Origin of the sequence: Mycoplasma phocimorsus (assembly GCF_030077875.1) — a bacterium.
Lineage (GTDB): Bacteria > Bacillota_I > Bacilli_A > Mycoplasmatales > Metamycoplasmataceae > Mycoplasma_H > Mycoplasma_H phocimorsus.
The window spans coordinates 21,553-43,997 of the sequence record NZ_JASEJT010000005.1 but is presented as its reverse complement, the minus strand read 5'-3'; the positions used below and the strand labels follow the sequence as shown (position 1 = coordinate 43,997).

20 protein-coding genes and 1 pseudogene are annotated in these 22,445 nt (G+C 26.0%); 5 read left to right on the top strand and 16 right to left on the bottom strand.

Features of this window, described 5'->3' with window-relative positions; translation table 4 throughout:
• Positions 1-71: 71 nt before the first annotated feature.
• From QMA87_RS00500 to QMA87_RS00470, 7 genes and pseudogenes are all read right to left on the bottom strand, one after another.
• Positions 72-1,001: an ABC transporter permease gene (locus QMA87_RS00500; protein WP_283823471.1), complete on the bottom strand. Its 930-nt coding sequence runs from the start codon at positions 999-1,001 to the stop codon at positions 72-74.
• 1 nt (position 1,002) lies between these two features.
• The gene (locus QMA87_RS00495; protein WP_283833652.1) at positions 1,003-2,850 is read right to left on the bottom strand and encodes an ABC transporter permease; all 1,848 of its coding nucleotides are present in this window, start codon (positions 2,848-2,850) and stop codon (positions 1,003-1,005) included.
• Positions 2,843-4,381: an ABC transporter ATP-binding protein gene (locus tag QMA87_RS00490; RefSeq protein ID WP_283830215.1), complete on the bottom strand. Its 1,539-nt coding sequence runs from the start codon at positions 4,379-4,381 to the stop codon at positions 2,843-2,845. Before QMA87_RS00490 ends, QMA87_RS00495 begins: the two co-directional genes overlap by 8 nt.
• A gap of 66 nt (positions 4,382-4,447) precedes the next feature.
• Positions 4,448-5,842, bottom strand: coding sequence for a BMP family ABC transporter substrate-binding protein (locus QMA87_RS00485; protein WP_283830216.1), 1,395 nt, complete (start codon positions 5,840-5,842; stop codon positions 4,448-4,450).
• Positions 5,843-6,202: 360 nt separating this feature from the next.
• Positions 6,203-7,000, bottom strand: a complete 798-nt coding sequence (locus QMA87_RS00480; protein ID WP_283823466.1) for a PQ-loop repeat-containing protein — start codon at positions 6,998-7,000, stop codon at positions 6,203-6,205.
• 352 nt (positions 7,001-7,352) lie between these two features.
• Positions 7,353-8,345 (bottom strand): annotated as a pseudogene (locus QMA87_RS00475) (nicotinate phosphoribosyltransferase); the annotation flags it as partial.
• Between the two features lie 103 nt (positions 8,346-8,448).
• A complete protein-coding gene (locus QMA87_RS00470; protein WP_283833651.1) occupies positions 8,449-9,426 on the bottom strand; it encodes an ATP-dependent 6-phosphofructokinase in 978 nt (325 codons plus the stop codon).
• A gap of 88 nt (positions 9,427-9,514) precedes the next feature.
• Here QMA87_RS00470 and QMA87_RS00465 point away from each other — a divergent pair, with 88 nt between their 5' ends.
• The gene (locus tag QMA87_RS00465; protein WP_283833650.1) at positions 9,515-10,087 is read left to right on the top strand and encodes an FMN-dependent NADH-azoreductase; all 573 of its coding nucleotides are present in this window, start codon (positions 9,515-9,517) and stop codon (positions 10,085-10,087) included.
• A gap of 173 nt (positions 10,088-10,260) precedes the next feature.
• Entirely contained in the window at positions 10,261-11,601 is a 1,341-nt protein-coding gene (locus QMA87_RS00460; protein WP_283833649.1) for a hypothetical protein, read from the top strand.
• Positions 11,602-11,712: 111 nt separating this feature from the next.
• Here QMA87_RS00460 and QMA87_RS00455 read toward each other — a convergent pair whose 3' ends face one another.
• From QMA87_RS00455 to QMA87_RS00415, 9 genes are all read right to left on the bottom strand, one after another.
• On the bottom strand, positions 11,713-12,735 hold the full coding sequence (locus tag QMA87_RS00455; RefSeq protein ID WP_283823460.1) for a YhjD/YihY/BrkB family envelope integrity protein: 1,023 nt from the start codon (positions 12,733-12,735) through the stop codon (positions 11,713-11,715).
• Complete coding sequence (gene gatB, locus QMA87_RS00450) at positions 12,735-14,132, bottom strand: Asp-tRNA(Asn)/Glu-tRNA(Gln) amidotransferase subunit GatB (protein ID WP_283833648.1); 1,398 nt, start codon at positions 14,130-14,132, stop codon at positions 12,735-12,737. Before gatB ends, QMA87_RS00455 begins: the two co-directional genes overlap by 1 nt.
• Complete coding sequence (locus QMA87_RS00445; protein ID WP_283833506.1) at positions 14,132-15,433, bottom strand: amidase family protein; 1,302 nt, start codon at positions 15,431-15,433, stop codon at positions 14,132-14,134. The genes gatB and QMA87_RS00445 overlap by 1 nt, the downstream gene beginning before the upstream one ends.
• The gene (locus QMA87_RS00440) at positions 15,433-15,729 is read right to left on the bottom strand and encodes an Asp-tRNA(Asn)/Glu-tRNA(Gln) amidotransferase subunit GatC (RefSeq protein ID WP_283823456.1); all 297 of its coding nucleotides are present in this window, start codon (positions 15,727-15,729) and stop codon (positions 15,433-15,435) included. Before QMA87_RS00440 ends, QMA87_RS00445 begins: the two co-directional genes overlap by 1 nt.
• Complete coding sequence (locus QMA87_RS00435) at positions 15,729-16,571, bottom strand: RluA family pseudouridine synthase (protein ID WP_283833647.1); 843 nt, start codon at positions 16,569-16,571, stop codon at positions 15,729-15,731. Before QMA87_RS00435 ends, QMA87_RS00440 begins: the two co-directional genes overlap by 1 nt.
• Positions 16,572-16,659: 88 nt before the next feature.
• Positions 16,660-18,027: a signal recognition particle protein gene (ffh, locus tag QMA87_RS00430; RefSeq protein ID WP_283833646.1), complete on the bottom strand. Its 1,368-nt coding sequence runs from the start codon at positions 18,025-18,027 to the stop codon at positions 16,660-16,662.
• A gap of 9 nt (positions 18,028-18,036) precedes the next feature.
• On the bottom strand, positions 18,037-18,738 hold the full coding sequence (gene rnhC / locus QMA87_RS00425) for a ribonuclease HIII (protein ID WP_283833645.1): 702 nt from the start codon (positions 18,736-18,738) through the stop codon (positions 18,037-18,039).
• A complete protein-coding gene (locus QMA87_RS00420) occupies positions 18,738-19,667 on the bottom strand; it encodes a Cof-type HAD-IIB family hydrolase (protein WP_283830223.1) in 930 nt (309 codons plus the stop codon). The genes rnhC and QMA87_RS00420 overlap by 1 nt, the downstream gene beginning before the upstream one ends.
• A 3-nt stretch (positions 19,668-19,670) precedes the next feature.
• Complete coding sequence (locus QMA87_RS00415) at positions 19,671-20,156, bottom strand: metallophosphoesterase family protein (RefSeq protein WP_283823450.1); 486 nt, start codon at positions 20,154-20,156, stop codon at positions 19,671-19,673.
• Positions 20,157-20,201: 45 nt separating this feature from the next.
• On the opposite strand from QMA87_RS00415, the gene QMA87_RS00410 reads away from it, so the two are divergent.
• Genes QMA87_RS00410 through ylqF form a run of 3 tightly spaced genes read left to right on the top strand, consistent with a single transcriptional unit; the run spans position 20,202 to position 22,240 of the window.
• Entirely contained in the window at positions 20,202-20,741 is a 540-nt protein-coding gene (locus QMA87_RS00410; protein ID WP_283833644.1) for a tRNA (cytidine(34)-2'-O)-methyltransferase, read from the top strand.
• Positions 20,722-21,450 carry a TrmH family RNA methyltransferase gene (locus tag QMA87_RS00405; RefSeq protein WP_283833643.1) on the top strand — a complete coding sequence of 243 codons (729 nt, stop codon included), beginning with the start codon at positions 20,722-20,724 and terminating at the stop codon, positions 21,448-21,450. Before QMA87_RS00410 ends, QMA87_RS00405 begins: the two co-directional genes overlap by 20 nt.
• Positions 21,434-22,240, top strand: coding sequence for a ribosome biogenesis GTPase YlqF (gene ylqF, locus QMA87_RS00400; RefSeq protein ID WP_283833642.1), 807 nt, complete (start codon positions 21,434-21,436; stop codon positions 22,238-22,240). The genes QMA87_RS00405 and ylqF overlap by 17 nt, the downstream gene beginning before the upstream one ends.
• The last annotated feature ends 205 nt before the right edge of the window (positions 22,241-22,445 follow it).

Genomic DNA, 22,445 nt, shown 5'->3' with positions numbered 1-22,445 from the left:
CTGAGTTTGAATCTCAGGATTTTTATTTAAAATTGCAAAAATAAAAACACTACTAAAATAGTGTTCTTGTACTAACGTTTTGATTTGTCATAAGGCTGACCAACTGATGCCGGTGCCTTTGAATTTTTTGATGTAAATATTAAAATTAATATTGTAAATACATAAGGAGTAATATTAATTAAGCTTGAATAATCTTTAAATGGTGTAAATACGCCTTGACCTGCCGCAATTGTTAATGATGATGAATAAATTAAAGCAAAAAATATTGAAAATACAAATACTAATGAAGCTTTTCATTGTCCCATAATTAATACTGCTAAAGCAAGAAAACCAATCCCTTCTACTCCTCCTGAAAAGCTTGATCCTCTAATTTGGAAAAATAGACCACCAGCAATGCCGGCTAATAATCCTGAAATAAATACACCTTGTCATTTATATGAGCTAACACTAATACCAACAACATCAGCAGCTTGTGGATTTTCACCTATTGATCTCATTCTTAATCCTCATTTAGTTTTATTTAAAACAATCATAACTGCTATTCCAATAATAATAACTAAGAATAATTTTAAAGAAATAATATTATTAATATCTGTTAAGTTGTTTGTTGATAATGCTAATTCTTGTGTTGAGGAAATGAATTTATTAGCAGTACCATAAAGTTTTAATAAAGCAATTGATATTGCTGGTGCTAAAAGGTTAAGAGCAACACCAGAAATAATATGATCACCTTTTAGTTTGATTGTTACAAATCCATGCAATAGTGCAAATAAACCTGTTGCCAGTGAAGCAATTAGTAATAATGGTAACTGCATTCAAGGATTTGAAATTCCAAATGTTTGGGCAAATAAGCCATAGAATGTAGCTCCAATAACCATCATCCCTTCAATAGCAATATTAACAATACCTACTCTTTCACTGAATAATCCTGAAAGTGATGCTATTGAAATAATACAAAAGAATGCAACAGCGGGTACTATAATTCTAAATATACCATCCATATTACATTACCTCCATTTTAAATCATTTATTATAATCCTTAAATTCTTGAATAAGATCATTAATAGCATTAGAATATATATTTTTAATGTCAATAACTTGCGTTTTGTATTGTTCTTTAATAGCTTTTTGATCAAAAAAGCCTAAATTTGCTAATTGGTGATTGACACTTCTTTTTTCAATAGAAAGTTTTTTGAAATAATGAAGTTTTTCTTCTTCATGCATTTTTCTTGTTGAAACACTTAGCATATTTTTTAATTTATTGCGCAATAATTTTCATTGTTCTTTGTTATAGGAATTTATAATTTTATTTAATTTTTTATTACGTTTAAATCTAATAAATAAGAAATATCTAACTAATAAATAACCACGTAATATGGCAATTTTTCTTTGTTTAATTGAATTTGTAAATGATTCAATTAAACTATTTAAATTTGAAATTTCAAATGATAAGTATTCTTCTGATTCTTTATAATTAAATTTATTTTGTGATTTTTGATTTGATAAATCAAAAATTTTAGTTGATAAAGCTTTGTAATGAAGTTTAATCAAATTATGACAATCACATTTATCGCTTTCATTTTCAATTGTGGCAATTTTTATATTTAATTTAGATAATTTATCTTCAAGAATCATTACTTTTGAAGTATTTAAGTGATGTTTTGTTAATAATGTTTCAATTTTCATTTTTTGTTTTTGAAGATTATCTAAAAGTTTTTTATTAGTTGGCAATATAAAATATGCTTTCGATTTAATCAATATTCATAATTTAACTATTCTAGAAACTAATCTAAATTTTGAAAAGATAACTGAAATTGCTGATAAATAAATAATAATACCAGTAATAATTTGAACAGTTGATTGATCAAGCAATGAATTTAATGATTGAAGTGATACTGATCCAACTGTAATAAAACTATAAAAAATTGAAGTAAATATAGATCCTATTGGCGAATTGTGTGCTAATAATGAAACGGCAATTGAGTCAAAACCAATTGAAACAGGACCTGAAGAAAGAATCATTTGTTTTTCTTCAAAAACAAATCATAAAAATCCGGCAATACCAGCAACCATTGCTGAAAATCCCATTAATGTTATAATTAATAATTTTTCATTAGTTCCTGAATAAATTGATGCATCTTTATTAAAACCTGTCATTTTTATTCTGTAACCAATAGTAGTTCTTTTAAGAACAAACCACATAACTATAGCAAAAGCTATTGCTCCAAACATAATAATTAATGACATTCAAATAGTATCTAAAGCGGGAACTCCAAGAAGAATTGATTGTCCACTAACTGAAGCCATATTATTTTTGAATGGTAAATGATCACTTGAAAGTAGTTGTCAACAAATATAAAAAACTATTCAGTTAAGAAGAATTGTAACAACAACCTCATTAATATTTAAATAAGCTTTTAATATACCGGCTATTGCACCAGTAATTAGTGCCACTAACATGCCAGCTATTAATGAAACTGCTAAACTAGATGCAGATAACTTTCAATATGCAATAATAACTACAGATGTAATACCAGAAGCCATCATTTGTCCAGGAATACCAATATTAAACATTCCTGCTTTAAAACCAATACCAACAGCTATGGAACTAAAAATTAAAACAGCTATAGTTACTAAAAATCTATTAATAAATCTTGGATGTAATGATTTTCCTACTATAACGGCAAAAAATCTAAGTGGATTTATCTTTAGAAATAATAAAAGTACTGAAGAAATTAAAATACCAATTAAAATTGCTCATAATGAAGAAAATATTTTTCTACGAGCAGATACATTATCCTCATTAGCAAAGAAGCTACTAAATCTTGATCATATACTAGATTTATTCATTATTTACCCCCGCCATCAATTTACCAATTTCTGTTCTTGTTATATTTTTAATTGATCTTTTTTCTGATACTCTTCCTTTATTAATAACAATAACTGAATCAGCTAATGCCAATACTTCATCTAATTCATAAGATATTAGAAGAATAGCTTTGCCATGTGCTTTTTCTTCTAATATTTTATTATGAATAATGTTAATCGCACCAACATCAAGACCTCTTGTTGGTTGAACAATTATAATAAAGTTATGGTCGCTTAACATTTCTCGACCAACAATTGCTTTTTGTTGGTTACCACCTGAAAGTGATCTTGCTTTAGAATGTCCATTTCGACCACCACGAACATCATATTTTGTTTCTATTTTATTATAGAAATCTTGCATATTTTTATTGTTGATAACAAGTAACTTTTGTGTTAATTTATTATCTAGCTGTCTAATAATTGAATTTTCTAAAATGGAAAAATCTAATACTAAACCATATTTGTGTCTATCTCCAGGAATATATGAAATTCCTTGATTTTTCTTTTTGGCTACTGAAAAATTGGTTATATCAATTTTCTTACCTTTTTCATCATAAATAAAAACATGACCTTCTTTAGGTTTTAAAATTCCTGAGGCAATAAATTCAATTTCTTCTTGACCATTTCCTTCAACACCAGCAATGGCAAGAATTTCACCTTTTTTAATATTAAATGATACATTGTGAATAGATTTTTGATGTTTGGCACTTACATTTTTAAATTCAAAACCTATTTTTTCAGAAAGAACAATAGCATCATTTTTAGGCATTACAACTTTTTTACCTACCATAGCTTCTGATAATTCGGATATAGAAGCATTTTTAGGATCTTCAAAATGTCCAACTACTTTTCCATGGCGAATTACGGTAGCCTCATCTGCAACCTCTTTAACTTCATTTAATTTATGTGAAATGAAAATAATTGTTTTACCATTTTTTCTAAATATTTTCATTGTCTCAAGTAAACCGGAAATTTCTTGAGGAGTTAAAACGGCTGTAGGCTCATCAAAAATTAAAACTTCTGCATCTCGATAAAGCATTTTCATAATCTCAACTTTTTGTTGTGTACCTACAGTAGCATTACCCGTTTTTTGATTTAAATCAAAATGTAAATTGTATTTGTTTTGAATGGCAATAATTTTAGCAATAGCTGTTTTTTTATCTAAAAAACCTCTAGATTCAATTTCGCTACCTAAAATAATATTATCTAAATTTGTATAAGCATTTACTAATTTAAAGTGTTGGTGAACCATCCCAATTCCAACTTCATTAGCTAAATTAGGATCCTTAATATAAATGCTGTGACCATCAATTTTAATAGAACCGCTAGTAGGAGAATATAAACCAAATAAAATTGACATTAAAGTGCTTTTACCAGCACCATTTTCACCAATTAAGGCATGAATTGTTCCTTTTTTGATGTTTATAGTAATATCATTATTAGCAATAATATCTCCAAACTTTTTGGTAATATTAATAAACTGAATCGCGTATTCTTGATTTTGTTTTTCCATAATATTTCCTAGTAAAATTTTATTTAAGAATATAAAAGTCGCTTTTATGAAGCGATCTTTTATTTTTTATTTATTAATTTCAGCAATTAAAGCATTTAAAGCGGCTTCATTAACTTGCTTAACAGTTTGTCCAGCTGGCGCTATATCAACCATTTCTACAATTTTAAGAAGTTTTGAAGCTTCTGCCTTTTTTTCTTGAGGTACAAATTGTTTAAATTTGTTTATAGCTTTTTCAAGTGAAGCATTAATAATATCTTGTTCTTCTCCTGGTTTTGTTGATTTTGAAAGAGAAACAAATCCATCTCAATATCCTAATTTAACATTTTCAATTTTAGGCATTTTGTTGAAATCTGAAATAATGTCTGATTTTTCTTTTTTAGTAAATAAATCAACTAAAACACGATAAATTGTTGCACCAATTCTTTTTTCAATTGATGTTATAAATAATGAAGATTCTTTACCGACAAATGCTTTTGATTGGTCTGTATCAACACCAATAATTGATTGATCTGAATTTGAAGTAACAATTGTTTGTACTACTGTATTTGTAAATGAGCCAGCAACAGGCAAGATAATTGCTGGTTTTTTAATAGTAGTAATATCTTGAACAACTTTTATTTTACTTTGATCTTGAATATCAAAATTTACATCAGTTGTAATAGGATCTGAAGTAATAAGGGCTTTTTTATCAGCATTTTCTTCTTCTTGATTAAATTCTTTAATACCACCAAAGAAACCTGTTATAAAATCTGTTACACCTTTTCCAGGATGCCCACCAAATGAAGCAATACCTCTTTTAGCTCTTTGTTCAGGAGCCATACCTGGAAATTTTTTACCTAAATAGTCAGCGGCAGCATATCCAGCAATTCATCCGGATTCTTCTGTTTTATAGTTTAATGTAATAATTTTACCTTTTAATTTTTCTTGTTGCTCTTTTGTTAATCCATCTAAAATTCAATCAACACCAATAACAACAATATTTGATTTTGCAAGAGCGTCTAAATTACTTTCATTAGGGTTATTTTTAGTCCCTATTAATCATTCTTTAAATAGATAACTATGTTGAAAACCCGTAAGAACTCATATATTTTTACTTTCTGAAATTAAATTATCATATTGTTTTTTAACATCAGCATCATTAACTGGTGTATTATATGAGCTTGTTTCATTATCTGTTTGAGTTGAAAATTGCGAAATAGCTTCTCAAACTGATTGATTAAATGATAGGTCGTTTACTTTTCCTCCTGCAGTTAATAAAACAATATCCATATGTTTTGTACTACCAGATTGAATTGCAGCTTTAATCTCAGCATCTTTTTCTTTAACTAATGAAGTGATATTAGCAACATCACTTTTTGCATATGTATCGGCACTAGAGCCAAATGAACATGATACAGTTATTGGAGCAATTGCAATAGATGCAACTGATAGTCCAAATAATAATAATTTGTTTTTTCTCATATTTTTATTCCTTTATATTTTTTTTAAACTATTCGCAAAAAATAGTTACATTAAACTTATATTATAAATGGCTCATTATTTAGTAAATATAAAACATTATGTAAATAAATATCTTTCAAAAATTTCATAAGATTAATTTTTATAAGACAATTTAATTAAATATTTTTAAAATTTAAGGTTTTTTTAATAAAAAATGAAAAATTTTATAATTTTATAATGTGGAAATTTGTGGAATTTATATTGAGGTTTTTTATAGTAAATTTATGTTGTTTTAAAACTTCTTTTAACAAATAAGTTGATTTATTCTTAATAAAAAATTAAATGAATTAAATATTAAAAGGATAAGAAAAAACAAGCGCATTATGCTGCTTGTTGTATTGATTTTTCTGAATAAATCAATGAACCTGCAAAATTAATTAAGAAAATTGCGATTGATACTGTTTGTCAGCTTAATGTTAGAATTGAAACAACTGAGAATGATTGTCCTAATCCGAAAGCAAATCAGTACATTCATCATAAAACATTCATTACTAATGCAGCTAAGCTAAAAACAAGAGATACACCTTGGAAACTTTTTCTTTTAAATCCTTCAATAATTTGAGGGATGAAAGCAACTGCTGTAAAGATAGGAATAATAACACCCATTGCAATTTGTAATCATTCTTGTGTAATAACTGGAAGAATTGCATTTGTTCTATCCACTATACCATTGTCCAAGATTTGTACATTTACTGATTGATCTGTTAATCATAATGCTGATAAAATTATTGCAAAGATGCCTTTTAATGTTAAGATAGCACCAACAATAATTAGCCCTTTTCTTTTCGCTTCTTTATTTTCTCATTCTTTATAAAAATATAAGAAGAAAATCATAACTGAATAAAGTAGAACTGAAGCTAGGTTAGCTACTAAAGGAGGTACTAATCCTCCTGGCATAAATCCAGCAAATACAATTCATAATAGTAAACCACTATTAAAAATTCAGAATGAAGTAAAGTTTACGTTTTTTCCTGTTTTTCTTTCTTTTACAACTTTTATAAATTGAGGTAAAGCAAGAAGAACGGTAATAACTAAAGCAAAAACACCACAAATGAATCCAATTTTACCCATGTATCCAAATTTATCGTGTTCAGCTCAAAGTCTAAAAAACTCTTTCATTTTTCCTTTCAGCTTCCATAACTTTTGTTATGAAAATATAAGCTTAATAATTAATTTAACAATTATTATTGAGAAAGTGAAAACTTTATTTAAATGTTTATATTAAACTTCATTCAAATTTGATAATTTATTTTAAAAAATACTTTTTTAAATTTTTAAAAGCATTTTGCTTATTACACTTTCTCAATATAAACTATATGCCAATAAGATTATTTTAGTTAAATAACTATTAAAAAAGTGGAACAAAATATGGAAAATAAATAAATATTAACTTGCTTTTAGCAAAAGTAACAAAAAAAATTCAATAAAACTACTAAATAGTCATACTGAATTTTATTAGGTAATTTAAATTTTAAAATTTTATTAAATTTGGATTATATGAATATCCTCTTCCAAATTTTGCTATCTCTTTTCCATTTAATTTAACAGCATCTGCTGAAAAATTCACTCAAATTTTCATCATTGATGCACCAACACCATAAACATCTACTGGTGTATTAGCTTCTTCAAATTCAGCAATTCTTTGTGCTGTAAATCCAGAAGAAACAATAATTTTAACATGTTTTCCGCCATTATCATCAAGTGCTGTTCTTAATCTTTTAATCATGTTGCTTGTCACACCAAATTCATCTTCAGATTCAAGGAACATTTTATCTTTAATTGCAACAGAAGTGTCAACTCTAACTGCCTCAAGCTCTTCTTTAAACTCTTTAAGACATTTTAAAGAATCACCAATAACATCATTATTAAAATCAACTAAACCAGTAACAGGAGCTCCAACAACTTTTTTATATGCTTTAAGCGCTTCTACTAAATCGCCTTCGTATTCTTGGATTAAAAGATGTGGAATAGAACCATTTTCAGCTGGTTTTTCAGATAATCATTTTATTTGCTGAGTTGTATCTATATTTCTAATACCACCTATATAAGCAGAATAACCATCAACTGCTTGTGTTAAATAATGATCAGCTCTATCACCCATGAATGTTACTAATTTTCCCTTAGCTGCAATGATCGCGTTTCTTGCATTTGTGGCAATAGAACTACTTCTAGCCAAAATCCCATCAATCATTCCTTCCAAAATACCAAAATATTGATATCTACCTTCAAGTTCAAGAACTACTTCTTTATTATTAATAATAGTACCGTCAGGTAAATATTTAATAGAATATTTTTTTGTATTAGTATGTTTTTTAAGAAGAGCTAAAACTTCCTTAATTCCACATAAAACAACATTGTCATTTCTTTGAAAAAATTGTAATGTTACAATATTGTCTTTTTTTTCTTTTTTTAATATTTGCTTAGTTTTTAAAAAATACTTAGCTATATATTTTGTTACCATATTTTTCCTTTCATATCTTTAACATCAATATTAAATTATATATTTTTATAAACTTTTGTTATTTTTAAATTTAATACAAAAAATAAAAAAAATGGGGTGCCCCATTTTACGCTCTTAATATTTTATTAAAAAATTCAGCTTTTTTAATATCTTTTTCAATTGATGAATTTTCTGTTTGTAGAGCATCAAGAATTTGTGTAGAATAAATTTCACTTTTTGTTCAACCTAAAACAATGCCGCTTTCATTATTATCAAGCCTTTTAATTGCTTCTATTCCAAGACTAATAGCATTTACTCTTTCCATAGCTGTAGGTATTCCACCACGTTGTAAATAACCAAGTTGATATCCTCTACTTTCAACTCCTGAAAGTTCTTCTACTTGTTTGGCCATTTCTGTAATAGAACCGTATTTTTTAATTTTTTCTGAAACTATTACTAAAACTGAATCTTTTTTTGTTTTTTCTTCCTTAACTATAGTAGCAATTTCTTCAATGCTCATTGGTCTATTATTCGTTACAATTACTTCAGCAGAAGTAGCTAATCCTGAATATAATGAAAGATCACCACAACTATTTCCCATAACTTCAACAAGAATGCATCTACCATGTGAATCAGCAGTATCTCTAGTTCTTTCAATAGCTTCAACAATATTATTTAAAGCAGTATAAAAACCAATAGTTATTGAAGTAGAAGCGATATCATTATCAATTGTTCCTGGTAAACCAATTGCTTTAATTCCTAATTCATGTAATTTTTGTGCGCCTTGAAAACTACCATCGCCACCAATAACAATAACTGCTTCAATACCTTTTTCTTGAAGATTTTTTACAGCTTTTTTTCTAACTTCAATATTTTTAAATTCTGGGAATCTAGCAGATTTAATAATTGTTCCTCCCATATTATTTATTCTTTTTAAATTAACTTCTGAGGCTGGAACAATTTTGTTTTCAACAAGGCCTTTGAATCCTTCAAAAATTAAATGTGTTTCAATATTTTTAGTTTTAGCATATTGAACAATACCGTAAATAGCGTTATTCATTCCTTGTGAATCGCCACCTGATGTTAACACAGCAATTTTCTTCATTTTTACTCTCCTTCATATTTATCAATATAATAAAGTAGTATAATTATAATTAAACAAATATAAAAATAACAAAATAAATGAGGTAAAAATGAAAAAAGTTTTGGTTCTTAAAACTTCAATTAATGCTATATCTATAACTAATACAATGTTGGAAAAATTTTTAGAAATATATAAAGATAAAAATTCTGAAGATCAAATTATAACTCTTGATTTAAATGATGAAAACTTAATTTCCCTTACAAAAAATAACTTTCAAGACTACTTTCAATTTAAAAAAGCTGAAGAATATATTCAACTTTTAAAAGAGGTTGATAAAATTATAATTTGTGCTCCAATGTACAATTTTAATATACCAGTAACTTTAAAAATATTTTTTGATATGGTTGCTCAAGCTAAAAAAACTTTTTTATATAAATATGATGGTAAAAATCTTTCAAAAGGATTATTAGACCATCTAAGTGTTCAAATAATTAGCTCACAAGGCGCACCTATTGAATGATATGAATGAGCAGATACAAGTTTCTATGTTTCTAAAATGTGTGAATTTTTAGGAATGAAAATTAGTGGAATTACTAAATTTGCTGGCGCAAAAATTGCAAATTTTAAATTTGAAGAAGTTGATTTTGTTTCTTTAGTAAAACAAGATGCACTTAATTTTTAGAAAGCTAAATCAATTTAGCTTTTTTTATTAATCAAATTTTTTAAAGAACACAAATAAAAAAATATTTATTAAATAATAAAAATATGTTGTTTTTAAAAATTTGTTTTTATTTAATTGGGTTATGAATTTATAGTAGTATATAATGATAAAAAATAAATTTAAAAGAGTTCATTATGAGAAAAATAACAAAAATTATTGTTCCTCTTTTTGGTTTTTTGGGTTTAACATCAATAATTGGCTGTTCAAAAACTAATAAAGAAAATAAAAAACATAGTGAATCTGTTCAGATTCAAATAAAAAATATAATTAAAAAACAAGAGGAAACTAAAAATTTTGTAATAGAAAATCAGAAAACTAAAAAATTTTCAAATGCAGAATTAATTAATCCTGAAAAAATTAATAACTTAGTTAAAACAGAAAGAAAAGCACAAGCATTTTGACCATGGAGTTGAGAAGAGCCTAAGAAAAAGGCGCCTGTTAAATTTTATGACTTTTTTTTAAATCCTAAAAATACTACATCTTTGGCTATTAGTGGGGCATTTAGCGGTCTTTCATTAGTGCTTGGGTCAGTGGGGCTAGGTTATGTATTTGAAAAAGTTGTTCCAAATACAAAATATTGATTTTGATCATATAGTTTTCCTAAAAAGGTTGAAAAATTACTAAAAGCTATATTTAATTGCGAAATAAGTGAAGATGTTAAAAAAGCTGGTAGTAATCTTATGTTAGATTTACTAAGAATTAATGATCCAGAACTTAAAAAGAAATTTGAAAACTTTAATAATCAGTTGCAAAATTTTCTTAAAAATAAAACAGACGCTGAATCAATTAAAACAAGTTTAGAAGCAAATAATTTTGTAACTGAATATTTTGATGGGGAAGCAAATAAAACAAATAATGGTTTTATTTCTTTAATTCTTCAAGCAATAGAAAAAGATACTACCGGAAAAACGGCAAAAAATTTTGTAATGCTTGTAGATAGTTTAAAGGTAATTAATAAAAAAGATGGCAATATTACATCTAATAATTGACATACGTTTATTTTTACTGATGATGCACAAAAATGATATGAAATTGAGGGAAAATATAAACATAAGAATTTATCAAAACAAAAAGAGAGAAAAAAAAGGCAAGTTGAACAAAATATAAAAGAACAAAAGAATCAAAGAGAAATTTCTAACATAAGTGAAATTCAAAGCGAAAATAGCTTAAATAAAGTATTTGAAACTCTTGCTGAATCAGCTATTAGCGAAGAAAACATTAAGACAGAATTTGAAAAATATAAAAATGCTATTATTTCATTATTAGACAAAATTGGAAAATCACTTCAACTTCTTCCCAAAGCTCAAAAATCAGAGGAATTAAAAAATAATTTTACTTCATTAATATCTATAATACTTTATAGTGTAAATGCAATAAGTGGTGTAAAAGTAATTGATAATATTACAAATCCTTTAAGCACTAATATAAATGATTTAGCAAAAGAAATTTCTAAATTTCTGACTAAAAATTGATAATAATACTTAAAACTAAATTGATTATTCTTTTATAATTGTAAATAAAAACTCAAATATGACAAATTTTGCGTCGTATTTGAGTTTTTATTATTGTTTTGGCATTATTATTTTTTACCTTTTAATCCTATTAAATCAATTTAAAAAATTGAATTTGTTATCTGTTTTAGTTGTAAAATAAGTTTTTAAATATGCGGCATTAGTAATTATTCCTAAATATACTAAATAAACAAATATAAAAATATATAAAAGAAGATAAAGAATAGCCCCCAATATCCCAAACTTATCATAATTTAAATATCCACCTAATCCACCAAATACTGAAGTAATTAAAGAAATAGGGAGAGTAGTTAGTAATAATCCTGGCGCTATTTGTTTTCAACTAAGTTTAAACTTTGGACCAAACTTAAATATTAAAGAAATAATAATAAATATTGTGATTACAATTCAAATAAAAAGAAGAATATTAGAAGACCAGCGCTCATGAGCTATTCCAAAAATATTAACAATCCCTAAATAAGAAAGTGCTGAAAGATATAGGGTTATACTAATAATTAAAACTAGTAAAAAACCTTTAAGTCGATTAGTTAAAAAGTTTCCAAAAGTTTTATGTGAATAAATGTAACTTTGAGTATAAACAATATTAGCAAATCCTCCCGCGCCCATTCAAAGTGCCGAAAAGAAAAAAATTATAAATACAGTAATTTTAGGCGTACTATCACTATTTCAAACATTATAATCATTACTAAAACCGGGAATTATTTTAGCAAGAACTAAATCAATAAATTGTAAATCTAAATCAGTTGAAGTAATTCTGAGCATACCTAATATAATGGCAATTATTGGAATAAAAGAAATAAATAATGTAAATGATGTTGATGCTGGTATAAATGCAAATTCTCTAGAAGATATTTTATTATAAGTAAGATTAATTAACTCTTCATTTTTATTTTTATTTAATTTGTTTTTCTTTGGAATAACAAATCATAAAATTGTTTTAATAAATGCTTTTAATATTATTTCATATAAAGAAATATTTTTATATCTTGAAACAGTAATTTTATGTCTTAAACTCGAAGAAAGAAGAACTCTTCTTTCATATTTTTCTCGATGTTTAGGTAATGTTCTTTTTTGCATTATTTAAGAAGCTTTAATATTAATTCATTTGTTAAAACTGGATTTGCCTTTGATTTTGTTTCTTTCATCACTTTACCTACTATCATTCTAATTTGCTTTTCAGGATTTTGGATATAATCCAATTTATCTTGTGGCGTTAATATCTTATTAATAATATCAGTCAATATTTTTTCATCTGAAATTTGCATTAAATCATTTTCTTTTATTAATTGCATTAAATTTTGTTGATTATTTTCAAGAAGCGGAACAAGTTTTTTAAGCTGTTTTCCAGAAATAACTCCTTTTTCAAGCAATTCCATTGATGTTGAAATATCTTGTAAATTAAAATTAATTTCTGAAAGATGCTTTTGATTTAAATTGGCATAAGCCACAAATTCATTAAAAAATATTTTTGATTTTTTATCTAAATCTTCAAAATCAATATTATCAAAAATTTGAGAAAGTTTTTGATCATTCACTAATCTATTTAAATAAATTTCATTAATATTTGCTTTTTTATATCTTTCTTCCTTTTCTCAAGGTAATTCAGCTAATTTTGCGCTAGAAATTAAATCAGAAGAAAGTTTGATATAAGGAATATTTGGCTCAGGAAAATATTTATAATCAACTGCATCAGATTTCAATCTCATTAAAATATTTTGTTGAGTTTTTTCATCAAAACGTTTAGTGCATTGCATTATTTTTTCATTTGCTAAAATCTTTCTTTGTTGTTCTTTAATTTCAAATTCAATTGCCGTTTTAACATTTGAAAGTGTATTAATATTTTTAATTTCAACTTTTGTCCCAAGCCTTTTATCTCCCTTAAAACGTAATGAAAGATTAATATCAGCTCTAAGGCTTCCTTGTTCCATTTTAGCATTAGAAATATTTTGTGAAAGAGCAATTTGTCTAATAGTTTCGATATATTTTACAGCAGTATCAGCATCATGAATAACTGGTTTAGTAACAATTTCAATTAAAGGGATTCCAGCACGATTATAATCAATAAAAGTAAAATCGCCTTCATGATGTTGACGGGCAGTATCTTCTTCAAGATGAATTCTTTCAATTTCAACAATTTTATTTTTTCCATTAACATTTAAAGATAGTTTTCCATTTCTTCCTATTGGGTGAAATTGTTGTGTAATTTGAAAACCTTTCGGAAGATCTGTATAAAAATAATTTTTTCTATCAAATTTAAGAACATCGTCAATTTGCATATTTAATGCTTTTGCTAATTTAATTGCATTAATAACTGCTTGCTTATTTACTTGTGGTAATGTTCCTGGATAAGCTAAATCTATATAACTAACTGTTGTATTTGGCAAGGCATTAAAATCTATTTTAGCAGGAGAAAACATTTTAGTTTTTGTTGAAAGTTGTAAATGAATTTCAATACCAATAATAACTTCAAACATTATTTTCCTCCTATTAATTTTTCAATATAACTTGCAAATTGTAATAATTTAGCATCTGAATAAAGTTCAGAATCAATAGCAATACTATATGGAAGTGAATTGTGTTTAGCAATTGGCAATGTTATACTAGGATTGCCTACTAAATTTGAACCAGTTAATATTCATTCAGAATAATTATTTTTTGCTGGATCATCAAATTTTGGAGCAATTCCGGCACTTGAAGGATAAATAATATATTCATATTTTTCAAATAATGAATTAATATAATCTTTATATAATCTTCTAACTTTGGCCGCCCTTAAAAATAAATCTTTCTGATTTTCTTCTTTTAGAAATAAACTTCCCAAAGTTAATCTTCTTTGAACCATTTTTCCTAGTCCATGTTTACGACTAGCCATAAATGTATCTTTTCAAGAATTACTTTTTTCAACTCTTGTTCCAAATGCAATACCATTTAAATTAGAAAGGTTGCTACTTCCTTCTGAAAAAGAAATAATTTCATAAACTGGTTTAATTGCATTTACCATATCTAATTCTGGTTTAATAAAATCCACTTGAATTTGTTCTTTTTCTAAAATTTTTTTCAATTTTTTCATTGATTTAGTCATATATTCTTCAACGACATCACTCATATCGAACATTAAAACTTTATTTGGTTTTTGATATGGTAATTCACTTTTTACTATTTTTTGAGTTAAATCATTATTAGATTTTTTATAAAGAATTTTAGCTAAGAAATTGGCATCATTCACATTGTGAGTAAAAAAGGCTACAGTATCAAGAGAAGAGGCATATGCAAATAAACCATATCTGGAAATTGCACCATAAGATGGCTTGAATCCAACGCTACCAATATAAGCTGCAGGCAAACGAACGCTATCACCAGTATCAGAGCCAAGAGCAAAAGAAATATTAGAACTAAAAGTAGCGGCACTTCCGCTGCTTGATCCACCTACATATCTGCTAGAATCAAGGGGATTTTTTATAATTCCATGTGAAGAAAATGTGCCAGTACCGCCTAAAGCAAACTCATCGCAGTGCACTTTTGCAATTGCAATTGCTCCTTGATCAAGTAATAATTTTAAAACATCTGAATTATAAAATGTTTTGAAATTAACAAGAAAATCACTTGATGCAGTAGTAGTAAAATTACCAAAGGCATAATTTTCTTTAATACTGAAAACTACATCTTTTAATAATCCTTCATTATTTGTTTTATATTGAAGAACATTAGCTACAGCGTTATTGTTATCATTTTTCAGCTCATTAATTGCTTGCTCTAAATTCCCTTTAACTTTCATTATTCAACTACTTTCTTAATAATTACATAATCTAAATTTTTATTTGCTGCATTAGAAAGTAGATCCTCTTTTTTAATCAATAATTCTTCATTTTCTTCATCTTCTCTTAAATATGAAGTTAATTCTTCATCGATTAAAAACATTGGTTCAACACCTTCTACATCAATGTTTTTTACTCTATTTAAATGTTCATTGATGATATAATATTCTTCCAACATTCCATCAATGACATCTTCATCAATGTCAATAAGAATATCTTTGGCTAACTCTCTTAAATATTCCCTACTAATTTCCATTACTTACCTCATCATTCAGGATTAAACTTAATAATTTTTTTATTTAAATATTTTAAATGTCCTTCAAAGTTACTAAATTCCAACTTGTAACAATGTAAGTACATTCTAGGTCTAGTCTTACCCCCATATTTTCTATCACCTAAAATAGGATCTTTTAAATATGAAAGCAATACTCTAATTTGATGCTTTCTGCCTGTATGGATTTGAGCAAAATTATATTCCCTTTCGCTTCAAAGTGTTGTAATAGCTTCTAAACTATCACTATCATTAGTTACAATCATTTTTTGCGACTTTTCATCTTTCTTAATATTTATTTTATATTGTCTTTTTTCATATTTTTTATTTGAAATAAATGTATATATTTTTTTAATATTATTAATGTTTTGATTTAATAAAGTTAATGTTTTATAATTTTTAGCATATATAATTAACCCCGATGTTTCCTTATCTAATCTACCAATATGACTAGGAATAAATGAATCATCTTGCTTATAAAATAATGTTGTTTTAACAGCATTATCAAGAGAATTTTCTCCATCATGCACTTCTACATTTTTTGGCTTATTTACTATTAAAATGTTATCATCTTCATATACTTTTTTAACTTTTCAATTAGCTTTTTTATACTCTTTAAAATTAATATCATCCTTAATATAAATTTCAATTATATCTTCGTTTTTAATTTTATATCTTGCATCATTTACTCTTTTTGAGTTAATTTTTATATCTTTATTTCTTATTAATTTATAAATAAATGATTGTGGTAATTGTGTAAAGTATTTTTCAATAAACTTATATAATGTTCTGTCCTCATCATTATTTGTTGCTATTATTTTTTTCATTATAATTTATATTATATATGTTTTACATATATTAATATAATAAACATTAACAATTAAAACATATAAAAAGCTAAGGCTTTTGCCTTAGCTATATAGAACCAAGTGATCCAAAGCCTCCTAAGCCGCCAAGAGCTGAAGGATCAAATTTTCCTGATTTAATTAATGTTGAAATATCTTTAACTTTTTGAGCCATTTTTTCATATTCATTTAATAATTGATTAAATTCTTGAACAGGTCTACCACTACCTTTAATGACTCTTGCCTTTCTTGAAGGATCTTTTAAAAGTTTAGGATTATTTCTTTCTTTAAGTGTCATACTTGACATTAAAACTTGATATTTTCATGCTTTTTGTTGAGCTTTTTCCACCATTTCTGGCGAAATTTTATTCAATCCTGGAATCATTGAAGCAATTTTTGAAAGAGAACCTAACTTTTCAAGTTGTAAGATGCTATCAAGTAAGTCATTAAGTGTAAATACTCCAGTTACAAACTTATTCAATAATTTGTTTGCTTTTTTCCCATCAATTACATCTTGAGCTTTTTCAATTAAAGAAAGAATATCTCCCATTCCTAAAATTCTCTCAGCCATTCTTTCAGGATGAAATAAATCTATATTTGATATTCCTTCACCAGTACCTATAAATTTAATAGGAATATTCAATAAATATCTAATACTTAGGGCGGCTCCACCTCTAGCATCACCATCAAGTTTTGTAATAATTGTTGAAGTTAATTTTAATCTATCATGAAATGCTTTAGCGACATTAACAACATCTTGCCCTGACATTGCATCTGCTACAAAAATAATTTCATTAGGTTTAATTATTTTTTTTAACTCTTCAAGCTCTTGCATAAGGTTTTCATCAATAGCTAATCTACCAGCAGTATCAAAAATAATTAAATCACTTTGATTTTCCTTAGCATATTGTAAAGCTTTTTCAGCAATTGTTTGTGCTGATGAAGATGTACCTTCTTCATAATATGGTAATGACACGCTTTTTGACAGCGTTATTAATTGTTGAACTGCAGCTGGACGATAAATATCACAAGCAACCATTAAAGGATTATTAATAAGTTTTTTCTTGCGAAAAAAATGACCTAATTTTACTGCTGTAGTAGTTTTTCCTGACCCCTGAAGACCTACCATCATAATTTTATGTGGTGTTGAATTAATTGAAATATTTGAACTATATTTTCCTAAAATTTCAATTAATTCATCTTTAACAATCTTAATAAATTGTTGTGAAGCGTTTAGCGATCCAACAATATTTGTATTAATTGCTTTTTCCTTAACATTTTTTATAAATGTTTTAACAACAATTAAATTAACGTCAGCTTCTAATAATGATAATTTTATATCTCTAATAACCTCAATAATATCTTCTTCCTGTACAAGTGCTTTTTTAGATAATTTATCAATTGATTTAGTAATTCTTTTTTGAATAAAATTAAACATAAATCTCCTCTATTCCATTTTAAATGATAGCTTAACTAAGCTATTTTTTTGTTTTTGTTTTTCTTTAGAACTAAAAAATTGTTTGGCAAATTGCTTAACATTATTGCCTGATCCAAGCGGAATTTTTATTCCTAATTCTTCCTCTAATTGCTTCATATAAATTAAAAAATTATATCTAGCAATCATACTTGCGGCAGCTACTTCAACTGAAAGTGATTCTGCTTTATGCGCTAAATAAATATCATAATTAATTGCTGTTAGGCCACCAAAATTATTTGGTTTCAAGTGTTTTTGAAAATAATTAATGATTGTATTATAGGTAGAATACTGATCAATAAAAACAGCATCAATATTAATATTAAAAGCTTGTAATTTTTTTTCTAAATCATTTATCACTTTAATATGCGTAAATGCTTTAATCTCATTTGCATTGTTATACTTATTAATTGAATTATAACCTTTTGGTGTTAAACGATATACACAACTTTCTACTAATGGAAATAGTTTAGGGACTATTTCCATTATTTTTTTATCAGTCATCTTTTTAGAATCTTTTATTCCTAAATCAATAACTTTTTGTTTGTTCTCTTTTTTAATTAAAACAGAGCATGAAACAAGAGGACCGAAATAATCTCCGACCCCCACTTCATCAACTCCTATAACTTGTTTATTGCTTAAATCAATTTTGCTATCGTAGTTAATAAAATTCACTAATATCCTGCTTCTAAATCTTTTTCAAATCTTTTTCTTAGTACTTCTTGAGATTTATTTACTTCTTCTTCTGGATTATTTAAGAATTTATCAATAAAATATCCAACTCCACCTTCTTGGTTTGTTTTATTTAATTTAACTGTTGCTTTTGATCTAATAACTTTTGAAGAATTTTTCATTGCTACTGAAACACCCGCAACTTCAAACATAGGAACATCATTAAATCCATCACCAATTGCAACAACATTTTTAATTTCAATATCATAATATCTAATTAATAATGAAATAACCCTACCTTTATTTACTGTAACATTAGTAATATCAAAAACTGGAGTTAAACCTTCGCCTTTTGATCAATATGAGAATTCAGCTAGATCTCCATATTTTGTTTTTAAATATGTACGTAATTCTTCAACATTTGTTGATTGTTTAACATCAAAAACAATACCTGTAGGTTTAAGCGGAAGTCTATTTGTATCAATTCCAACAACAAATTTATCAGCATCTTTAAAACCAAAAACAGATTCTAAAGCTTCATCACGGTGTTGTAGTTGAACTCAACCAGGTCCTTCAATTGCAATATTAGAAACTTCATTTTTAACTTTTTCATCACCTAAAATATATAACATTTCATTTAAATGTAGATATTGAATGTAAGGAATAAATACATCATCAGTAGGATTATGAATGTGTGCCCCATTATAATTGGCTACAATAGTATTTAATCCTAATTCTTCATAAATGGGTTTTGTACTTCTTCAAGGTCTACCTGTAATTAAACAAACAATGTGCCCCTCTTCTTTAGCTCTTAAAATTGCTTCTTTTGTTTTAGGATGAATTTCATTTCTTGAACTATTTGCAAGCAAAGTACCATCTAAATCAATTGCAAATAAATATTTATTTTTCTTATTTTTATTACTTTTTCTCATTAATTATCTCCTTACTAAAGTTTTTCTCTCTAGATTAACAATCATTTTTTCATTTAAAGTTAATAATACATATCCGGATTTACTTCCAAAACGAGGCAAAGATGTTGAGCCTGGATTAATAAGTGTTACACTTTTATTTGTGAATAGTAATGGCGTATGGGTATGCCCAAACATTAAAATGTCAATTTTATATTTATTAGCATAATTAATCATAAAATTGACATCTTCTAATTGTTCATAACTACCAATTAAATGCCCATGCTGTAAACTAATTCTTAACCCTTCAATTTCTAATTCATAAGATTCTTTAGCATTAAAATCAAAATCATTATTTCCAGCAACATAAAAATCAAAATGTTTTTTCATAAAAGAAGATTCACACAAATAATCTCCTAAATGAATTGCAATATCATATTTTTCACTAGACAAAATGTCACTTATTACTTGTAAATCGCCATGATTATCACTTAAAATAATAAATGTTGTCATATAAAAATTATAAATTATTAAATTTATATATAGTAAAATTATTTAATGATAAATATAGTCTTATACCAGCCAGAAATTGCTCCTAATACAGGAAATATTATTAGAACTTGTTATGCTTTAAAAGCAAAATTACACATTATAAAGCCAATTGCTTTTGAATTAGTACACTCAAGTATTAAGCGGGCTGGAGCCGGTCATTTAATAAGTGATATTGAACATGAAATACATGCCTCTTATGAAGATTTTCAAAATAAATATAAAGATAAAAATATTTACTATATTACTAGATATGGTTTAAAAACATATTCGGAAATTGACTTTGAAAAAAATATTAAAGAAAATGGTGATATTTTTGTTATGTTTGGTAGAGAATCGACTGGCATTGATAAAAATATACTTAAACAAAATATTGATAAATGTTTGAGAATTCCAATGTATGAAAAAAATCGTTCAATTAATTTGGCAAACTCTGTTTGTGTAATAGGATATGAAATTGCAAGACAATTAAAATTTAAAGATTTATCAAGATATGAAGTGCAAAAATCAAAAGATTTTTTATTAAATTATGGAAAAGAAAATAAATAAAAATGAGTTTAAGTTTTTAAAAAATTTACAAAACAAAAAGTATCGCGACCTTAAAAAAAAATTTATTATAGAGGGTCAAGATGCTATTGATGAAGCAATTAGAGTAGGCAAAAAGATTACAATTTATTCAAGTAATCTTAAGATAAAAGCTGATAAATATTTAGATTATGAATTACTTTGTAAGATTTTAAATTCGGTTACTCCTCAAGAAGTATTTGCTGTTGTAGATTATTTAGAAGAAAGACCAATTAAGGGAGATGTTGTTGCTCTTGATCATGTTCAGGATCCTGGTAATTTGGGGACTATTATTCGAAATTGTGTTTCTTTTGGAGTTAAAAATTTACTTGTAAATGGTGTAAATATTTATAATGATAAAGTTCTTCGATCTACTAAGGGGGCTATTTTTAATATTAATATTATTCAGTCAAAAAACCTAATAAATGATATTAAATATTTAAAAAATACTCATCAAATTATTGGAACGCTTCTTGATAAAAATGCTAAGTCAATCGTGAATTTTAAGCCTAAAAATAATTATGTCTTAATTTTTGGAAACGAATCGAAAGGAATTTCTTTTCCTATTCAAGAATTACTTGATGAACGAGTTTATATCCCAATAAATTTTGAAAGTTTAAATGTTGCTATTAGTAATGCTATCGCTTTATATGAATTAAAGGGAAGAAAGGAAAATAATGGCTACAAAAATTAACTGATTTCCTGGTCATATGCAAAAAACTACGAGGGAAATAAAAGAGATTGCTTCACTGTGTGATGTAATTGTTTATGTCTTAGATGCACGCGCTCCTTTGATTACTTTTAATGAAGAGTTATTAGAGCTTTTTAATAATAAAGAAATAGTGTATGTTCTTTCTAAAAAAGATTTGCGTGATGTCAATAAAGATAAAGAAGTTTTAAGTAAGTTTAATAATCAAAATTTACTATTCACAAACTTAAAGAATCATAATGAAAAGAAAAATATTATTAAAATTATTAAAAGAATAACTCTTGAAAAAGAAAAAAGAATGAAAGCAAAAGGATTAATAAAATATAATCCAAAATTATTTGTTATTGGGATGCCAAATGTTGGTAAATCAACACTAATTAATTTACTTTTAGGAAAAAGGAAATTAAAAGTAGAAAATTATCCTGGTGTAACTAGAAAAATTCACTGAGTAAGCATTGATAATTTTCATTTATTAGATACTCCTGGTATTATGTCTAAAAGACTTGAAGAAGATAGAGATGGATATATTCTTTCATTAATGCAAATTCTGAAGGCTGGAATTGTATCTGAAAAAGAACTATTTTATAATGTCATAATTTTATTGAGCAATGAATATCCCGAAATTGTTGATAAAATTAATTTTGCGCTTTCAATTGATGAAATTGATGTTGAAAAAAATTTAGAAAATTATTGTCAAAATAATAAACTAACATTAAATCAAGCTATTTCAAAGCTTTTAACAATAATAAGGCAACAATTAATGACTTTTTTATAAGAAAGTAATAAAAAGACATTTAAGCTATTTAATAAAATCAAATTATTAATTAATTTTATCTTTAAGTGAAGCAAATTTTTGTTTGTTGCTTTTTTATATTTAACTTTATTAGCTTGATATTTTATTTTAAACTTTTTTAGCATTGCAATACTATTTAACTTTATAAATATATACTTGAAATTCTTTTTTGAATTTATTATTCCTT